Below are 16,858 nucleotides of genomic sequence, written 5' to 3' on the forward strand. Positions count from 1 at the left end.
TAGGTGAGACCCTGAATAAAAAACCTCTCAACTGAAAACAGCACAGCCTCTCTTAGGAGAAAGATATAAAAACCTGCGTGACGTTATTTCCTAGTAACAACGAGGGTTGTCTATATTGAAAAGAAGAGGATTTCTAGCCGCAACAGGAACCGCAATCGCAACAGGCCTAGCCGGATGTAGTGGTGTAACAGGAGGAAATAATAATAATAACCGCGAAGGTTCTACCAGCAAAACCAATATCTCTGTAAGTATCTCTACTGAGGCCGAACCCTCACAGCTACCTTCTATCTGGAACGATCAGAGTATCGAAGACTTTCAGGCAGAGTTCTCCGTTGAGACCAGCGGGGGCCCAACACAGGCAACAGTCTCAAATGGAAAAGTAGAGATCAACCAGGAATCAGAGCAGTGGAACAGCAACACAGTAACAGTACAGCCAGGCCAGATGAACTCTGGAGAACAAGAATTCACAGCAACAGCCGAGAAAAACGGAACACAGGCCCAAGATACTACAACAGCCACCAAACCAACTCCTGGCAACTACAAAGTCGACGTAGTGCCAGAGAGAAACGAAGAACTCCGAAGCACAATCGAAAACAACTCAGACGAAGAAGATTACTTGGAGGCCCGCGGCAACTTCGTCGAACAAGACCCAGTATTCGATACTTACAGCAGCCACAAAGCCGTAGGATTCGACAAACTCGGAATCGACCTAGTCGCACGAGAATGGAGACACGACAACGACTACGAAAGCCTAGAAACTGGTAGTCCAGAAGCATCCCGAGAATTCATCCAAAGCATAGGCACCGACACCGGAAACCCTGATATACAGGCAATAAAAAACGGAAACTCAGGAACAACTTGGTACCCAAATGGCAACTTCAGCCAGAGAGACGCAGGACACTTCGACTACCAAAAATTCGCCAACGCACAAACAGTAGGAGAAGCACTCGACCAAGTGCATCCATACTACTTCAACTGGCAATCAGACATACTCGGCAGAGAACCAACCTCCGCAGTCGACTTCATCGACGCACCAGTCCTCGAACAGGCCATCGAACAGAAAAACAATAATGACTTGGAGGTACATGCCTGGGACTTCGACCTCGATGAACACGGAAACGGCCTCATCTACGGAAAGAACGCGGATGGCAGCGACGAACTCCGCATCATGGAGACAGTCACCAACCCAGTAACAGCATCACCAGCAAATGTCCACGAACAACTACACCCACTAGTTGAGGACTCAAACTACCTCAACCCAGAACACGACGAATTCAACCGGTACTGGCACCCACTCAGATTCGGATGGGAAGAACACAGCAACAGCACACGATGGAACTTCGAAGAAGAGAAACGGCGAGCAAGCCAAATGATTCAAAACATCGCCACTTCTGGACGCCTAGCCCGCACATCAGGCGAAGGCTCCGGAATGGAAACAACAGAAACAGTAGCACCAACAACAGAATACCTCCAAGACTTCACAGAAAAACTGAGAAACTACAACCAAAACGATGCAGAATTCCAGCAACTACACAACCAAGCCAAAATAGCCAACGAACTGGTTAGAAGAGACAGTAAAGAAAATTTCGTAATCTATGGCGATACGGAGAATCCGCAGTACGCGGTAGTAGAAGATGATGAAGTTATTGAGGATATCTGGGAGGATGAGGATGGCCAGTATGATGATTTCAACCAGTTCCTCCGCGACAACCCTTCATACTCAATGAGCACAGAAGAAATCGATGCCACACTAGAAGGAGAACAAACAGAAGACCTCAGCCAGCAAACGCTGGCCTGAGCCCTAAAAAACTTCTGTCTCCTTCTTAGTTTCCGTTTTTCAGGTAGTCAGATATTTCACTGGCTCCCATCTTGTCGAAGCTGTAGCTCAGGTTCTGCTGCCACATCTCATTCATCTTCTCGACCTGGCTGCTAATTACTCTCCGAGTGAGATCTGATTTCTCTACGTCTAGAGGGAACGAACAACCTCCACACACTGCCTGCTCATCAAACCAGGATTTCTGTATGTTGTCATTGAAAGAACCTTTTAGCAAGCTTTGCGCACGAGTCTGCGCCTTAGCTACATCATCAGTAGATCTCACATCAAGATTTCCTTCACCAGTAATTACTGCGCCGTTGGAGTTGGTAAACTCGAGGCGGCAGGAATACACATTGGTATTTATCTTTCCAACAAGAGGGACTGGCACCTGAGGGTTAGTTCCTACCCCAGTAACCTCCTTCGCAAACCAATCTTCCTCGCGTGTAGAAGGATCCAGAGAAGGCCTCTCTGAAAGCTCTCCATCCCAGCATAGAGCCCTGATAGACTCTATTGTAGCAGCCTGATCATTATCAGCATCCTCCTTGGCTTCATAATAGGTAGTAAGGAAACTGCTACTTGTTCTAAACTCATATGGCATTATGAAGAATCCTGCAGTATCAGGATTTTCGTTTCCTGTCGGTTCAAATGCGTAGGCATCAAGATCCCACTGAATATCACCAGTACACTCCCAAAACTGGCCTGTATATCCCCATTGGAGGCCTGGTTCGCAGGTTGGGTAGAATCCTCCGTCGAAGACACTGTCTCTTAGTACTGATACATCGTTTTCTTGAATGTTTTCTGCGGTTCCTAAGACTCCTGCAGTGTATTGGCCTGTTGCGTTGCTTGGGTTCCATACTTGTCTGATTGCTGTTTCGTCGGTGTCGTCTACTGCACGTGTGTATGCTTGTCCTCTTGAGATGTTGAGTTCGTCGTATTTTGAGGCGTTGTGTGTGTAGGGTCTTTGGTATGTGTCTCCAGTTGAGCCTTCTAGGTATCTTAGTTCTGCTGCGTGGATATGGTCGAATCTTACGTTGTTGAATCCTGAGGTTGTTGCAAAGCTTGTTCCTTTGAACTCGGCATTTCCTAGAGGTATGGCTTCTTTAGGCACGTAGTACTTGACTGCTAGTGCTGTTTCTGGTGCTGAAGTGTTGTGGAATGTTCCTAACCGGCAGTCGCCATCTCCAGTACACCTTCTCTGTGGATCACCGTAGCCAGGATAAGTTCGTTGACGCATGTCGTAGAGGCATGCTGTGTCTTTCTCTGTTGTAACTGGGTCGTTGCCGGTGTAGCTGTTTTCTACAGCATCATATCCTTCACAGAGAAAGATATCGGGCTCTCCGGTACGGACACTTGAGTAGACGTTGCCATAATCACAGTCAGTGGTGGCATCCGTAAAGGCGGCTCCTGAGTTTTGATCTGCAAACACCACTTTAACGCCGTCACTTTCCCTGATGCCTACAGTCGGATCTGCACAGTTATTTTCCACATAGGGCAACCAAGAGTTTGGTTGATTTCCTCTCCAGTCTTGCCCATTTCCTAGCACATCGCACCTGAATCGACCGTTATCTGTATCTACTATTTCTCCATCCATAGAGCCACGGCAAATATGGAACAACCTATTGCCTTTCAGTATTTCTGTATCCGGGCTGTATGTTGAACTATCATCGTGAGCTGGCGTACAGGAGTCAAAGTTATTTTCGAAGGCCGTGCATGCGCCTTTATCCTGACCTATAACATATTCCATGTCTCCGAAGTTCTGATCCCACACATCCTGTGCACCTAGGTTATCTCCCAAGTTGTGGTTGTTTGTGAAAACTTCTGATGTAGAACCTATATCCGATAGAGAAGTAGCCTCATGACCTAGTATTTCACCTGGTTGAGGCCTATATCTTCCGTAGTCATCCTCTCCATCAGGCCAGGCTTTCCAGTCTGTCTCTTGAAGAAGTATATCTCCCTGATTTATGTCGTTTACTCCGTGAATATTGCTGTTTCCAGGACTGTTGTAGAAAGGCTCCCTATCGTTCGTTAAAATAAAGTCTCTTATTTTATTCGCATTTACGTCCATCTCAACATATAGATATGCTCCTTTATTTGCACTTACACGGTCTTTAGGCTCTACAGTTAGATCAAAGGTACCTACTGTAAAGGACTCTCCTCCATCTGTCCCTGTTACAGTGACTTCATGAGTACCTACACCGCAGGGAACACTTTCAGGCACTCTGGTTGGTCCTGGAACAGACACCTCCAGATCCACAGGCAGACCTATAGCGGAGCGGCCACCTCTACCAATGAAATCAGTTGTCTGGCCGCAAACGCTTGCTTGTACATAATCTGCACTTGGATCGCCGTCCACTTCTTCTACAGTGACAGTTGTTGATCCACTATATTCTATAGTATTGGAATATCCTGAAATGGTTGCGGTTCCAAAAGTTGAAAAGAAGAGTACCGCAAAAATCAAGAGAATTTTCTTCATAGGCCTTGATTGGTGAGGCCTGTATAAAAAATAATGGCAGAGAAAGAGGTGGAAGAGAAGAGGAAAAAAGGAAGGGGAAGAAGGAAATGTGGGGAGAAAGGTTATCTTGGCATGTTCCAGAGGATGTTTTTCTTCAGTTCTTCCATCTGGGCCGAGTCTCCTCCTGGCATTACTCCCATCATTCCTTGGTAGCTGACGTCTTCTTCCTCTTGCTCCTCGTATTCTTTCCAGAATTTCCGGAGTCTGTTGTGTACGCCTGCTACGTCGGAGCGAGTGTTTCCTACTCCGCAAGTGTTTCCTACGCCTACTACTGCGACTTCTCCGTCGTATTCTCCTACGATTTCGTTGACTTTGTCGACTGCTTCGTGGTAGGCCTCGTAGATTTCTTTTTTCATTGGTTTGGAGGCTTCTGGTGGGGCCTGTTTGATTACTACTCCTTCTAGTGGGACGTTGTGGTCTGTTGCTGCTTCTTCGATTTTTGTTTTTTCTACTCCGGAGCCTCCCATCATTACTCCTACTCCTTCGTAGACGCTGCCGGTTTCTTCTCCTTCGAATTTGCCTGCTGCGTCGACTGTGATTACTGCTTCCAGGTCGTTTTCTTCTGCCAGTGTTTCGACTGCGTCTCCGTATTTTCCTAGTCTTGCTCCTGGGCCTCTGCTTTTGACTACGTGTACGGTGTTGCCGTCGATTGTTTCTTCGGATGAGATGACGTCTTCTGCGATTTCTTCTGGTTCTTCTTCTGATTCGATGAGTTTGGCTGCTACTAGCGGGCCTATTCCGTCTCCTGTTGGTGCCTGGTTGATGAATGCTCTTGTTGCGTCTTTCTGTGCTTCTGCGATTTCTTTGTATATTGGCATCATCATGTTGACTAGGCCTACCATCTGGAAGTTCTGTGTTTTCTTGATGAGTTGTCTGAAGTGGTTCATTACTTTGTAGATCTGGTTGGTGCCCATTACTCCTTTGAAGGCCATTGTTAGGTCTGCTAGTTCTTCTTCGTCTTCTGTGTCTGCGTGGTTTCTTACGAATCTGTCGAACTTGGCTTCTGATGTGTCTAGTACGTGTTCAAGTTTCTGTACCATTCCTGCTGGGTCAAGCTGTGTTGGTGCTGACATCTGGAAGTTCTTCAGGGAGTGCATTTTGTCCTTGAGCCCTGGTTTTGGTTCTGATGTAAGTTTTTCCAGGAACATTGCTTCTGTAGCGTCTTTGTATGATTCCAGATCGAGAAGCGCGTCCTTCATCTTCCTGTCTACCTGCCAGACCATCAGTTTTGGCCCGAATATGATTAGCGCTGGGAAGATCAGGAATGATAGAATCATCATGATTTGGTATATCTGGGTTAGTAAATTGTTTCCGCCCGCTGAAAGTATTCCTAGAGGCATGTACCTGAATTAATTTACCATCTTTTTAACTCTGAATAAGGCCTTCATGACTGGTCAAATTTATCCTTTATTTCGCCGATAAGTTGGTTGGCCTCACTTTCGGATGGATTGGCCCTGAGAATAAGCCTTTCTAAAATCTTTGAATCTACTATACTGCTTATATATTCTTTTTTATCCAGATTAAGGCCTTTTTCTTCGGTTTCTACCAGATTGTGCATTATTACTGCGGTTGCGTGGCTCTGGTTGAGGGAGTTGTATTTTTTGGTTTCTATGTGGATTACTGTGTCGCACATTTCGAGTTCTTTGTTGGAGAGGCCTGAGCTTTCTCTTCCTATCATTATTGATGTGTTTTTTCTTGGTGTGAACTGTTTGAGGCCTGTTCCTTTTCCAGGTTTGGTGCCGGCTACGTATTCAAGATCTTCGACTGCTTCTTTTACTGTGTCGTATATTTTGGCGTTTCTTAGTTTTTCTTGCCCGTTTTTTGCTGTTTTCCGGGCTTTTTCCAGGTTGAATTCGGGGTTGACTATTCTGATCTGGTAGTCGTAGTTGTGGGCTAGTCGGGCGATTGAGCCGGTGTTCTGCGGTATTTCTGGTTCTACGAGTATTACTGCTTTCACATGGTTTTATATCGAGGCAAGATTTACATTCTTTTTATGGAAGCAAGAATTTTAGCCGCAGTTTTCGCCTCTATTATGGCCCTTGCAGTGGGTATCAATGGTGGAGGTTTGAATCAAGCAGATGTTCAGGGGATTGACTCCCAGCATAAAAACGTGTTAAGAGGTATTTTTCCGAAGTCTATTGATATTTTCTCTATGTTGTCGAACAGGCCTGAGCCTCAGAAAAGTGTAAGTATTGATGTGACTGCTGAGGGAGAGGAGACTTTGAAGTTTTCGAAGGCCTCTGTGACTCCTGAGAATATGACTTCTTACAGTTCGGAGCAGTTTTCGATTACTTCTGATTCTGCTGTGACTGTGACAGGTTTTGATGGTAAGATGGTTTTTGATACGAATAGTACTGATGTGAAGGGCCGGGCCTCTGGTTATGTCAGTAGTGGTGTGAATTCTTCCAGGAATTTCAGGTTTGAGACAGAGCTTGGTTCTGAGAGGATTGAAGTTCACGATGTTAGAAGGCTTAAGGTTGATTTCTCCGGTGTTTCTGGAGAGGTTGAGACTGATTCCAGTACTTCAAGTATTAATGACAGTAGTTTGAAGGTGAACTCGTTCTCCGGCAATATTACTGTTTATCCTTCGGACAATCGTTACGTGTTTGAAGGAGTAATTGATGAGTTAAATGCTGGAAGTTTGAGAGTGAAGGCCTCAGAGGATTAATCCTCGTCTCCTTCTTCTTTTTCTCCTTTCATCTTGTCCAGCACTACTTCTTTGACTTCTCTGTCACTTTCTGCCTGTTTTTTGGCCTTCTTTTTCTCCGAGGATTTCTCTCTTATTGCACCTACTAGTTTCTTGATTCCACTGTAGATGTGTTTGAGTATGCGGTATGGTATGGAGATCAGTGTTTCTGCTATTCCGTATGCTGAGGCCAGTACTGTGTATCCTACGTAGAGTGATGCTCCTGCGAATGCGAATAGTAGTATGTCGTTGAGGCCTGGCATTGTTCCGTATACTAGTTGTGTGAATGCGATGTATGTTCCTGCGGATAGTACTGAGACCATGATGGTTTCGAATACCATTTCCATCAGCTTGAAGGCTGCTATGAATGCTGCTAGAAGTAGGACTAGTAGAATTACTGTGCTGTATTCCTGTGGTAGCGAGCTGAATAGGCCTAGTGCCATTTTATTCTTCACCTAGGTATTCGTATAGTGGGTCTCCGGGTTCTGGGATGTAGCTTGTGTAGAAGATGAACCCTCCTACTACCAGGATCAGTACTACCAGGATTATTGGAAGTATTCCCATGCCTCCGCTCTTCTGCTCTGTGTCTGTTGGAGGAGTGTCTGTTCCAGGGTCGTCTGATCCCCCGTTATTGTTATCTCCTTCCTGATTGTCCTCCTCGTCGTCCTGTTGCTGGTTATTGTTGTTTATCTGTGTTTCAAGAGACTCCAGATTGTTGATTGTCGACTGGTATGTATTGTAGGCCTGAATGTCGTCTCCTTTGCTCAAAGAGTCCTCCATTTTTGTTGCGTTCTGTCTTGCTGTCTCTAGCTGATTTATTACTCCTGTTGAAAAGGCCTGGCCCTGTAGTCTTGTTACCCAGGATGTTATGTTTTCTGATGCGGCCTGTGTTTCCGGCATGAATCTTGCTGTGATCTGTACTGTGTCAGTTGATCCTGTTTCGCTTGAGTTCTCTGGATCGTTCTGGTATGCTACGTATGTTACTTCTCTTTCAACTGTTCCGTAACTGTCTCTTGTGACCTGTGTTGTGAAAGGTTCCTGAGCGTCTACACTAACTGTTGACCACTCTGATACCTCGAACATGCCTGTCTCTGACTGTATGTAGTTTATGTTTGTTGATCCATTGTTTTTTGCAATAAGCTGGAACTGGGAACTAGATGACTGTATTACTCCGATATCCATCGAATCATTCATTATTTCCAGGTCTACTTCTGGCTCTGCGAAGTCTCCAGCAAGTCTTGTAGGAATACTTAATCTCTGGCCTGATGAGTTCACTACTATCTCTCCGGAGACATTTACCGGTGTCTGCAGAGAGTAGTTTACATCGATGCTGTGGGAATCTGCCAGGTCTACTCCCATGACTGATGTTGTTACATAGTCCGAGATCTGGCCTGTGGTGTATATTTCTGTCTGTACTGAACTTTCAGGGCCTATGTTGTAGATTTCGAAGCTTTCTGTTACTTCTCTTGGGCCTAGTAGTGTGACATTGATCGATTCTCTGTCTGCGCAAAGTGAGTTGTTTGTTATCTGGCAGTCAGGTGAGTTCAGGTTTACATCGATCGTTCTTGAGAACTCGGAGTTCATGTCTTCCAGAAGTATTTCTCCTTCATAGTCCTCTACTTCATCTACATCGAAGTTTACTGTGACATTTGTTTCGTTGTTTGGCGCTATTTCAATGTTGTTTCCATCGTTGATCGTTGTTATTCCCGAGATTTCGGACATTGCTGTTGCGTTGATTGTTATGCTATTTGAGAGCTGATTGGTTATTGTAAAGTTTTCACTGTAGTTTTTCCTGTTGACAATACTGACGTTGAGCTCATCTGTAGTATTGAAGATCTGTGTTGTTTCTTTTAGATCGAATACAGGACTTACAGTCACTGTTTCTCCGTACTGATTGGAAAAGACTCCTGCAATAGTGTAGGTGCCATTCGGTGTTCCCTGAGGAATTACCATTGATCCTGTGGCCCATCCTGTTTCATTATCATAGGATAGATCGCTCTTTGAGAAAGTCTTGTACTCTGAACCGTTAGGATAATCTACTGTAATATCAGCTGATGCGAAATCCTCATTTTCTACAGGCGTTCCTGTGTATCTCTTGTTTATTCCGAATTTAAGCTGGTACTCGGAGCCCTGATAGGCCGTATCTATCATATCTGTTGTAAGCGCAAATCTGGCCTTTGTTATATTGTAGAACCTTGTGCTCGTGCTGTAATTGTTCTTTGCCGTGAATTTGATGTAGATTTCTTCTGAGTAGCTGCTGGTATCTAGGTCTGGGAATGTTAAATTGCCTTCGTAGAGGCCTGTTTCCTCGCTCTTGTTTATGTAGCTGCTGGAGATTGTTTCCAGATTGTTTCCTTCGACGGATTTTCTCATTACTGCCATTGAGACATTGTTTGCGTGTGCGGAGGTTACGTTAAGGCCTAGATCTAGTTCTGCTCCTTCTTCACATTTTGTTGGCATGCTTTGCTGGTTGCAGCCTGTCTGTGCTTCCACTGTTGAGACTGAGGTGTTTAGGTAGTCTCTTGTGCTTATCATCTGAGTGGTTGTTGCTGTTTCCCCGTTGGCTGTGGCCTTTACTCTTAGTGAGTACTCTTGTTGTACTGCTTCCGGTATTATGAGCGAGTAGAGCCTGTATTTCTGGTTTGTTGAGTCATCTGGGAAGGCCTGTGTGTTGAAGTATGTGGTGTTTGTTATTTCTACATCCAGGTCTGTTGTTGTCAGGAAGTCTCCGCTTGTGCTGTTTGTTACGTTTACTTCGATTCTTGCGTCTTCTCTTCCTGGGAAGTAGGCCTGGCTCATGTCTGTTAGAATTGTGATTTTGACGTTGGAGATTGTGATCTGTTTGGTTGAGTTTGCTTCTTCATCTATTGGGGAGCCTCTCTGGGCCTCGAATCTGAACTTGCCATCTTTGTCTCCTACTGTTTTGTGGACGTACCATACTGCTCCGTTTAGGTATTTTAGGTCTCCTGAGTTCCGTAGTGTGCCGTTTTCCAGGTAGAACCATTCTGCTCGGCCTTCGTATCTTTCTAAGTAGTCTTTTGTGATTGGGTCTCCAGTATCTCGGTGTCTTATTTCAACGTACTGTGTGGTTGCTCCCGCAGGCGAGATTGTGGAGTAGCTGTCTGGAGCATTCATAGGTGTGACTTCCCATGCCGGTGCTGAAGCTGCTAGAGAAGTGGTGATTAGAAGGGTTGAAACCAAGATAAGTGACTTAACAAGATTTCTGCCTGCAGACATATCAATTCTTTATCAAACGGTGTTAAAAAATCTATTTACCCAGAATATACAGAGTTTCAAACCAGAGCTGTTTTTCATCAAGCTTCTTGAGATCATATTCCTCAATTAAGTCTTCGATTTCTGCCAGAGAACTGGCAACTATGTAAAAACGGCCTTCTTCAGCGAGATATTCTTCTACTTCATCCAGAAACTTTTTTGTGACTTCTATCCCTTTTTCTCCTCCACGCCATATTTCTTCATCTCCTATACCTTTCTCACCCGGAAGATAGGGAGGATTGAAAACTATTACATCGTAGAGGCCTTCTATATCTTCAAAGAGATCAGAATAAATGATTTCAACGTTGAGGCCTTTTTCCTCTGCTTTTTCATTTAGTTGCTGGAGTGCTTCTCTGTTTATATCGGAGGCCGTTACTTCTGCATTTTTCTGCGCTGCAAGAAGTGCTATTTCTCCATTTCCTGTTCCTATTTCGAGGAATTTCTTGTTTTCTAGCTGTATGTTTTCTTTTAGGTAGTCTCTGAGGAGGTAGGTGTCTTCTGAGGGCTGGTATATGGTCATACTGTGGATTTGAGGAATGCGAGGTAGAGTGGGTTGGGTTTTTGGAAGGTTGATGTGAATTCTGGGTGGGCCTGTGTGCCTATGAAGAAGTTGTTTTCCGGTAGTTCTATGTATTCTGCGAGTTTTCCGTTTTGCATTGTTCCTGATATTTTGAGGCCGTTGGCTTCCAGTTTTTCGTGGTATTCTGGGTTGAGTTCGTAGCGGTGGCGGTGTCTTTCTGTTGCGGTGTCTGACCCGTATATTTTGCTGACTTGGCCTGTGATGTTTGCTGTGTAGCTGCCGAGTCTCATTGTTCCTCCCATTTCTTCTATGTTTTTCTGGCCGGGCATTTCCGCGACTACCAGTTCCTGGTCTTCTGATTCTGCGAATTCTTCGGATACTGCGTTCTCTATTCCGAGGACGTTTCTTGCGAATTCTATTGTCATTAGTTGTAGGCCATAGCAGAGGCCTAGTAGTGGGATGTTGTTTTCTCTGCAGTACTGGATTGCGTCTATTTTTCCTTCTACTCCTCTTGATCCGAATCCTCCTGGGATTATTACTCCGTCGTGGCCTTGCAGGGATTCTTCATTGAAGTTTTCGGTGTCGATGTATTCTATGTTGACTTGGCCTCCGATTTCTGCTCCTGCGTGTTTGAGTGCTTCTTCTACTGATGCGTAGGAGTCGTCGATGTCTGTGTATTTTCCGCAGATTGCGATGCTGGATACAGTGTCTTTTTCCAGATTTTCTGTTCTGGCTTTCCAGTCTTTCATCCCGTTCTTTCTCTCTGGAAGACCCATTTTTTCGGCTATTAGCTTGTCTACGTTCTGTTTGTCCAGTTCAAGAGGTAGTTGGTAGATGTAGTCCAGGTCCGGGTCTGAGATTACTTCTTTTTCTTCTACATCGCAGAATAGTGCTATTTTTTCCTGTACGTCTTGATCCAGTTCGTTCTGGCTTCTTCCGACGATCATGTCTGGTTCGAGGCCCAGGCTCTGCAGTTCTTTGACGGAGTGCTGTGTTGGCTTGGTTTTTTGTTCTCCTACCGTGTCCAGATATGGTACTAGCGTTGTGTGGATTAGATAGGTGTCTTCTTCTGGTAGTTCGCTTCTTAGTTGTCGGACTGCTTCGAGGAATACCTGGTTTTCAAGGTCTCCGACTGTTCCTCCGATTTCTACTATGTTTATATCAGAATTTTTCTCTTCGCCGGCTTCTCGCATGAGTTTTTTCATGCGGTTGGTGACGTGTGGCACCATCTGTACTGTTTTGCCCAGATATTCGCCTTCTCTTTCTTTTTCGATTACCTGTTTGAATACTTTGCCGGAGGTCAGGTTCTGTTTGCCGGCTGTTTTGATGCCGAGGAATCTTTCGTAGTGGCCGAAGTCCATGTCTACTTCCGTACCGTCCTCGAGAACGAATACTTCTCCGTGTTCATGCGGGTTCATCGTCCCCGGATCCACGTTCAGGTATCCGTCACATTTGATCGGTGTGATCTCTAGTTCTCTTTGCTGTAGAAGTTTGGAAACGCTTGCGGAGACCAGGCCCTTACCCAGTCCTGATAGAACTCCTCCCGTGACAAAAATCCACTTCGGCATGTAACAATTTTAGCCATCAGAAATTAATAGTTGACGAAAGACTCAGTTTCAAGTCGTGAAATATTTTTTGTTAGAGAAGGCCTGATAGAAGGTTGATTATCTGTGATCCTAGGCCTTGTTTTTCGTCTCCGCCTGTTATGGTGTTATCATCCATCTGTCTCTGGCTGGATGGGTCTACTTTTTCCTGTTCTTCTACTGTTGTGTCTCGGCCCGGTGTTGGATCGGTTGTGGTGTTCTGACTGTTGTCAGATTTGTTTGCTTCTTCCTCATCTCCTCCGAAGTTGAATATGTCTATGTTGATCGTGATTGCTGAGGAGAGGCCAATCATCAGGATTATTGAGGCGGCGAGTACTGCTTTTTTCTTCATTTCAGTGGAGAATTGGAACTGGCCGGGTTAAAAAGTTTCTACTGGTTGAAGTTTTCCTGGTAGAATTCTGCTATTTCTGCTATTTCTTTGACTGTCAGGTTGATGACTCTTTTTTCGGAGTGCGGGATCTGGTCTCTGAGTTCTTTGGCCCTGTCTTTTTCGATGTCCAGGATGTGTCTTACGTCGACGAAACTGTTTCTGATCTTTTTTCTTTTGTGTGTGAATAAGGCCTTGGCTACTTTGAGGAATGTTTCCTCATCTTTTATTCCGTGTCTCTGTTTGTTTGGGTATAGTTTGAGTATTGCTCCGTCTACGTCCGGTGATGGGTGGAAGTTTCTGGATGGTACGTTTCTGAGTTTTACAGGTACGAAGTAGTAGTTTATTCTTACTGAGAAGTATCCGTAGTTTTTGTCGCCGGGATCTGCTACTGCTTTTTCGGCCAGTTCTTTCTGTACCAGGAGAGAGCTCTGGATCTGTTTTTCTCCAAGTAGGTCGAGTATTTCGGAGGATATCTGGAAGGGTATATTTCCTACGCATCTTTCGATTTCTTCCGGTATTTCGTATTCGAGAATGTTTTCGTTGATTACTTCGACGTTGTCGAGTTTGAGGCCTTTGACGTGGTTTGCGAGTGTTGTGTCAGATTCTACTGCGTAGACTTTTTCGGCTTTTTCCGAGAGTTCTCTGGTTATTGATCCGGTTCCGGCCCCTATTTCGAGGACTGTTTTATCGTCTATTTCTCCGGCCTCTACCAGTGCTTTGATTGTTGACTGTGAGTTTAGAAAGTTCTGGCCTTCTACAGGTCTTACTCCGAGCTTTTGAAGTTCTTCTCGTGGTTTCATCTACCTACGAAAAGGTTTCTCTTGGCGTCTCCTTTAAGCTCGTTTGTAATTCTCTTGACCAGCGTGTCCTTTGGATCCGGTAGCGATGGTACTCTTTCTTTGACGTCTGCCAGGCTTTCGAACTCTTTTTCCTCTCTTTCGTCGAGAAGTTTCTGCATGTGTTTGCTTCCGATTCCTGGAAGTAGTTCGAATGCGTGTCTTCTTGGTGTTACTGGTGTTGCTTCGTTGAAGAATTTGACAAATTCGTCTTCTTTTTCTTCGATTAGTTCCTGGAGGACGTATTTTAGTTCTGACTTTGCGCTTGCTGTGAGGTCGTCGTAGGAGATCTTGTTTTTGATGTACTGTACTCTGTCTCTTTCTCCTTCGCCTATGTAGAGTTCTTCTCCTCCTTTAGGCCTTTCTTCATCTCGCATTACTACTTCTAGAAGGTTGTAGTGTTCTGCTCCGATTCCCTGGGCTGTTGGTTCGTCTTTCTGCCCTGATTTTCCGTGTTCTAGGAAATCTAGTACTCTTATGTGTTCGTCTTTTCCTGGCATTGTTGATCTAGTCCTCCGTTAAAAAAGGGTTTTTTCTCAAGAAGGCATAAGGCCTTCTAGTTAAGATATTAAAGGAAGTCAAGAAGTTAAAAGGGTTTCCCGGTTCTAGTTTGCTGTTTCGATACTCTGACAGATCTCGAGGATGTCTTCGATCTGTGAGTCATCCAGCTTGATCCTCTCTTTGGAGAATACTGATCTGACCGTTGATTCGTGCTGCGGTACTATTTCCAGCAGTTTGTAGATATGTTTATCCTTCAGATCTTCGATCTCTGTGAATTCTTCGTAGAGTTCTTTGAGAGTGTCTACATCGTCTACTTTGACGTGTCGGGAAAGATTCTCCAGTGCAATCTTCTGTTCGTGGGAGAGATCTTCCTCGTCTCTTTCTTCCAGTGCTTCAAGTGCTTCAATCGGGAATACAAATTCTTCTTCTTTAATTTCCATTTTTTGATCAGGCCTCTGTTATTCTTCCTCCAGTTTCTGGAGGTGTACTGGTGCTACGTAGAGAGTTTTATCCTTTCCGCCGTCTGTGAACTGGACTTCGTAGGCATCTCCTCTCTTTCCTGTTACTTCTACTGTTGTTCCGTGGAATCTTGCGTGAGGTTGTCCTGACTGTACTGAGGAGTCAACCTTAATCAAGGCCTTTTCTCCTTCTTCGAACTCTTTCAGGTATTCGTTTACTTTTGTTTTTGCTCCCTGGTCACGCTTGAACTTTTTCCTTGAGCCATGTAGTGCTCCTCTGGATTTCTCTGCCATTATATTTTTACCTCGTTATGTAGGAAAATCAGAAGTTTAAACTTTTTAAAGAAGTGGCTGTTTGAGGGTTTTCCCTATTCGTTGCCGACTTTTTCTACCCATGAAACATCCAGATGAGTACATTCTGCCTCGACTCCGAGAAGGCCTGCGACACTAGGTTCTGTTCTTCCACCATCAGAAGAGATCATCTCCTTGATGTAGGTACCGGCCTCAGCCTTGACATCTATCTCAATCTGGCATTCGCCGGTCTTCTCATAATCTATCTCATAGACCTCTCTTTTCCGGACTTTATCGGCCCTACGGTGTTCGACTCTCTCAGGAGTTCTCTGCTCGATAGTGCCTATCAACTGCTCGAGAACCTCTAGATCCTCTACATCTACATCTTCTGATAGCTCGATCTTTGCTCTGTAGGCCTTATCTGTCCTGGTTTCCTTGATCTCTTCTATCTTATCTTTGTGTGTCCACGCGGTTTCGAATATCTCGATCTTATCTGTAGATTCGTTGACTTCTTCTTGCAGGGCCTCTAAATCCAGGTCTCTATTGAGTGGTTCGATCAGTTCGAGTACGAATTCTCTGCGGCCGAAGCATTTTGCGTCTACGTCTTCTCTGCCGTTTCCGTGGAACTTGGCTTCTATGGCCTTTGATTCTCTGAGGAATGGGTCCATTATTTCTTCCTGTACGCTGGTAGGATAGTTTTTGCCTGTCCAGTCGCATTCGTCGCATCCGCTTCCTCTGCAGTTTCTGCAGTGCCATTCTGTCTGTGGGATCTCACGTGAGTATTTGTTGTATTGTGAGTAGATGAGCAGCGAGTTGACCTGTAGTTCGACTCTTTCCTTACCTTCTCTCATGTCTACTACAGCCATTATGTCGGCTCTTTCGAAGTTGACGCTGAGATCTGTTCTGTCTTCTATTCTTTTTCCAATCAGTCGGGATAGCTCTGTTTTGACCGGTTCCGTCCATTCAACGCTGTATTCCTCCCATAGATCTTCTTCGGCCTGGAATACTTCTTCTGGAGGCCTTATTCCTACTAGAAATGTTTCAAGTTCGTATCTTTCGAAGGAGTCTATTACCATGTCAGTGTATCTGTCGACTTCTCCAAAGATGTTGTCACATAGCTCGCAGCTTCCAGATCCTTTCCCATATTCTGCGTCTTCAGGAATATTTTCTCTTACAAAGGAGTCTTCATCCAGCTCTTCTTTTTCGATATCGCGGATGATTGCTCCTCTTTCCCAGTTTTCAAGGCCGTGGCCTAGTTGTGCGAACTGTCTTCCGAGACAGTGATCGCATAGTTCTTCATTCTCTAGAATTCTTGAGGCCTTGTCGGCTACTGTTTGAATGTTCATAGGGTTCTTTGAGGAGGGCAATCTTTTATGGACTGCTTTAGAGTTTGAAGGTTCTGGTTTCTTTTTCTTTGAGTTCTCCTTCCTCTGTTTTTTCTATTATTCGGGCCTCGAGTTCATTTTCTGATAGTTCTATTTCCATCATGGTGGGGTTTCCGGGCCTGGCTGTTCCGCCGCCTACTCCTGTGCAGCTGCCTGGGTTGAGGAGGATTTTTCCTTCGTGTTTTGCTATTTCTTCCTGGTGTGAGTGGCCGTGGATTAGTACGTCGACTTCGAGGTCCTCTTCTGCTATTTTTGATAGTGTGTCGTGGTCTCCGCGCGGGTTTATTCCTGTTCCGTGATAGACTCCGAATTTGAGGCCTTGTTTTTCGAATGTTTCTGATGTTGGCAGGTCGAAGAAGTCGCAGTTTCCTTTGACAGCTACTAGTTCTCCGTATTCATCTATACCATTGTATACAGGTTTTTCTGCGAAGTCGCCTGCGTGTACTGTTAGTTCTGCTTCTTTCATTTTCTCCCTGTATTCTTCAGGTATTTTTTCGGCCCGGGTGGGTACGTGGGAGTCGGAGACTACTGCTATCATGTTTGTTATTGGGTGGTGTTCGGAATATTTTATATAGGATGGTTTCGGTAGTTTATCTACGGGGAATC

At 44.9% G+C, this 16,858-nt stretch carries 16 protein-coding genes; 2 read left to right on the forward strand and 14 right to left on the reverse strand.

Annotated features, from left to right (window positions below; genetic code table 11):
• The first annotated feature begins 115 nt into the window (after nt 1-115).
• Nucleotides 116-1,798 (forward strand): hypothetical protein, encoded by a 1,683-nt coding sequence (locus HBNXNv_RS03330; protein ID WP_347720267.1) that lies wholly within the window; start codon nt 116-118, stop codon nt 1,796-1,798.
• A 25-nt stretch (nt 1,799-1,823) separates the two neighbouring features.
• On the opposite strand, the gene HBNXNv_RS03335 is transcribed toward HBNXNv_RS03330, so the two are convergent.
• The 3 genes from HBNXNv_RS03335 to HBNXNv_RS03345 form a co-directional block, all read right to left on the reverse strand.
• On the reverse strand, nt 1,824-4,289 hold the full coding sequence (locus tag HBNXNv_RS03335) for a hypothetical protein (protein WP_347720268.1): 2,466 nt from the start codon (nt 4,287-4,289) through the stop codon (nt 1,824-1,826).
• 101 nt (nt 4,290-4,390) lie between these two features.
• On the reverse strand, nt 4,391-5,668 hold the full coding sequence (locus HBNXNv_RS03340) for a DUF1512 family protein (RefSeq protein ID WP_347720269.1): 1,278 nt from the start codon (nt 5,666-5,668) through the stop codon (nt 4,391-4,393).
• Between the two features lie 44 nt (nt 5,669-5,712).
• Nucleotides 5,713-6,285, reverse strand: a complete 573-nt coding sequence (locus HBNXNv_RS03345; protein WP_347720270.1) for an RNA methyltransferase — start codon at nt 6,283-6,285, stop codon at nt 5,713-5,715.
• Between the two features lie 36 nt (nt 6,286-6,321).
• Here HBNXNv_RS03345 and HBNXNv_RS03350 point away from each other — a divergent pair, with 36 nt between their 5' ends.
• A complete protein-coding gene (locus HBNXNv_RS03350) occupies nt 6,322-6,996 on the forward strand; it encodes a hypothetical protein (protein ID WP_347720271.1) in 675 nt (224 codons plus the stop codon).
• Here HBNXNv_RS03350 and HBNXNv_RS03355 read toward each other — a convergent pair.
• From HBNXNv_RS03355 to HBNXNv_RS03405, 11 genes are all read right to left on the reverse strand, one after another.
• Nucleotides 6,993-7,457 carry a hypothetical protein gene (locus tag HBNXNv_RS03355; protein ID WP_347720272.1) on the reverse strand — a complete coding sequence of 155 codons (465 nt, stop codon included), beginning with the start codon at nt 7,455-7,457 and terminating at the stop codon, nt 6,993-6,995. The genes HBNXNv_RS03350 and HBNXNv_RS03355 overlap by 4 nt on opposite strands.
• Nucleotide 7,458: 1 nt before the next feature.
• Nucleotides 7,459-10,251, reverse strand: a complete 2,793-nt coding sequence (locus HBNXNv_RS03360) for a hypothetical protein (RefSeq protein WP_347720273.1) — start codon at nt 10,249-10,251, stop codon at nt 7,459-7,461.
• A gap of 31 nt (nt 10,252-10,282) precedes the next feature.
• A complete protein-coding gene (locus tag HBNXNv_RS03365; protein ID WP_347720274.1) occupies nt 10,283-10,807 on the reverse strand; it encodes a HemK2/MTQ2 family protein methyltransferase in 525 nt (174 codons plus the stop codon).
• On the reverse strand, nt 10,804-12,375 hold the full coding sequence (pyrG, locus tag HBNXNv_RS03370; RefSeq protein ID WP_347720275.1) for a glutamine hydrolyzing CTP synthase: 1,572 nt from the start codon (nt 12,373-12,375) through the stop codon (nt 10,804-10,806). Before pyrG ends, HBNXNv_RS03365 begins: the two co-directional genes overlap by 4 nt.
• Before the next feature lie 70 nt (nt 12,376-12,445).
• Nucleotides 12,446-12,742 carry a hypothetical protein gene (locus HBNXNv_RS03375; RefSeq protein WP_347720276.1) on the reverse strand — a complete coding sequence of 99 codons (297 nt, stop codon included), beginning with the start codon at nt 12,740-12,742 and terminating at the stop codon, nt 12,446-12,448.
• Between the two features lie 38 nt (nt 12,743-12,780).
• Nucleotides 12,781-13,581, reverse strand: a complete 801-nt coding sequence (gene rsmA / locus HBNXNv_RS03380) for a 16S rRNA (adenine(1518)-N(6)/adenine(1519)-N(6))-dimethyltransferase RsmA (RefSeq protein ID WP_347720277.1) — start codon at nt 13,579-13,581, stop codon at nt 12,781-12,783.
• Entirely contained in the window at nt 13,578-14,117 is a 540-nt protein-coding gene (locus HBNXNv_RS03385) for a DUF655 domain-containing protein (RefSeq protein WP_347720278.1), read from the reverse strand. The genes rsmA and HBNXNv_RS03385 overlap by 4 nt, the downstream gene beginning before the upstream one ends.
• 105 nt (nt 14,118-14,222) lie before the next feature.
• Entirely contained in the window at nt 14,223-14,558 is a 336-nt protein-coding gene (locus HBNXNv_RS03390; RefSeq protein WP_347720279.1) for an Rpb4 family DNA-directed RNA polymerase subunit, read from the reverse strand.
• A gap of 18 nt (nt 14,559-14,576) precedes the next feature.
• The gene (locus HBNXNv_RS03395; protein ID WP_347720280.1) at nt 14,577-14,870 is read right to left on the reverse strand and encodes a 50S ribosomal protein L21e; all 294 of its coding nucleotides are present in this window, start codon (nt 14,868-14,870) and stop codon (nt 14,577-14,579) included.
• A gap of 74 nt (nt 14,871-14,944) precedes the next feature.
• Nucleotides 14,945-16,213, reverse strand: a complete 1,269-nt coding sequence (locus HBNXNv_RS03400; RefSeq protein WP_347720281.1) for a tRNA pseudouridine(54/55) synthase Pus10 — start codon at nt 16,211-16,213, stop codon at nt 14,945-14,947.
• 37 nt (nt 16,214-16,250) lie between these two features.
• Nucleotides 16,251-16,790: a YfcE family phosphodiesterase gene (locus HBNXNv_RS03405; protein WP_347720282.1), complete on the reverse strand. Its 540-nt coding sequence runs from the start codon at nt 16,788-16,790 to the stop codon at nt 16,251-16,253.
• Nucleotides 16,791-16,858 lie beyond the last annotated feature (68 nt).

The sequence above is a fragment of the Candidatus Nanohalovita haloferacivicina genome (genome assembly GCF_029232205.1).
GTDB classification, from domain to species: domain Archaea; phylum Nanohalarchaeota; class Nanosalinia; order Nanosalinales; family Nanosalinaceae; genus Nanohalovita; species Nanohalovita haloferacivicina.

What these genes read in the sequence shown, in the direction of transcription:
- HBNXNv_RS03335 (WP_347720268.1), bottom strand. Translation starts at nt 4,289, where the DNA reads ATGAAGAAAATTCTCTTGATTTTTGCGGTACTCTTCTTTTCAACTTTT.
- HBNXNv_RS03340 (WP_347720269.1), bottom strand. Translation starts at nt 5,668, where the DNA reads ATGCCTCTAGGAATACTTTCAGCGGGCGGAAACAATTTACTAACCCAG.
- HBNXNv_RS03350 (WP_347720271.1), top strand. Translation starts at nt 6,322, where the DNA reads ATGGAAGCAAGAATTTTAGCCGCAGTTTTCGCCTCTATTATGGCCCTT.
- HBNXNv_RS03355 (WP_347720272.1), bottom strand. Translation starts at nt 7,457, where the DNA reads ATGGCACTAGGCCTATTCAGCTCGCTACCACAGGAATACAGCACAGTA.
- HBNXNv_RS03360 (WP_347720273.1), bottom strand. Translation starts at nt 10,251, where the DNA reads ATGTCTGCAGGCAGAAATCTTGTTAAGTCACTTATCTTGGTTTCAACC.
- HBNXNv_RS03365 (WP_347720274.1), bottom strand. Translation starts at nt 10,807, where the DNA reads ATGACCATATACCAGCCCTCAGAAGACACCTACCTCCTCAGAGACTAC.
- pyrG (WP_347720275.1), bottom strand. Translation starts at nt 12,375, where the DNA reads ATGCCGAAGTGGATTTTTGTCACGGGAGGAGTTCTATCAGGACTGGGT.
- HBNXNv_RS03375 (WP_347720276.1), bottom strand. Translation starts at nt 12,742, where the DNA reads ATGAAGAAAAAAGCAGTACTCGCCGCCTCAATAATCCTGATGATTGGC.
- rsmA (WP_347720277.1), bottom strand. Translation starts at nt 13,581, where the DNA reads ATGAAACCACGAGAAGAACTTCAAAAGCTCGGAGTAAGACCTGTAGAA.
- HBNXNv_RS03385 (WP_347720278.1), bottom strand. Translation starts at nt 14,117, where the DNA reads ATGCCAGGAAAAGACGAACACATAAGAGTACTAGATTTCCTAGAACAC.
- HBNXNv_RS03390 (WP_347720279.1), bottom strand. Translation starts at nt 14,558, where the DNA reads ATGGAAATTAAAGAAGAAGAATTTGTATTCCCGATTGAAGCACTTGAA.
- HBNXNv_RS03395 (WP_347720280.1), bottom strand. Translation starts at nt 14,870, where the DNA reads ATGGCAGAGAAATCCAGAGGAGCACTACATGGCTCAAGGAAAAAGTTC.
- HBNXNv_RS03400 (WP_347720281.1), bottom strand. Translation starts at nt 16,213, where the DNA reads ATGAACATTCAAACAGTAGCCGACAAGGCCTCAAGAATTCTAGAGAAT.
- HBNXNv_RS03405 (WP_347720282.1), bottom strand. Translation starts at nt 16,790, where the DNA reads ATGATAGCAGTAGTCTCCGACTCCCACGTACCCACCCGGGCCGAAAAA.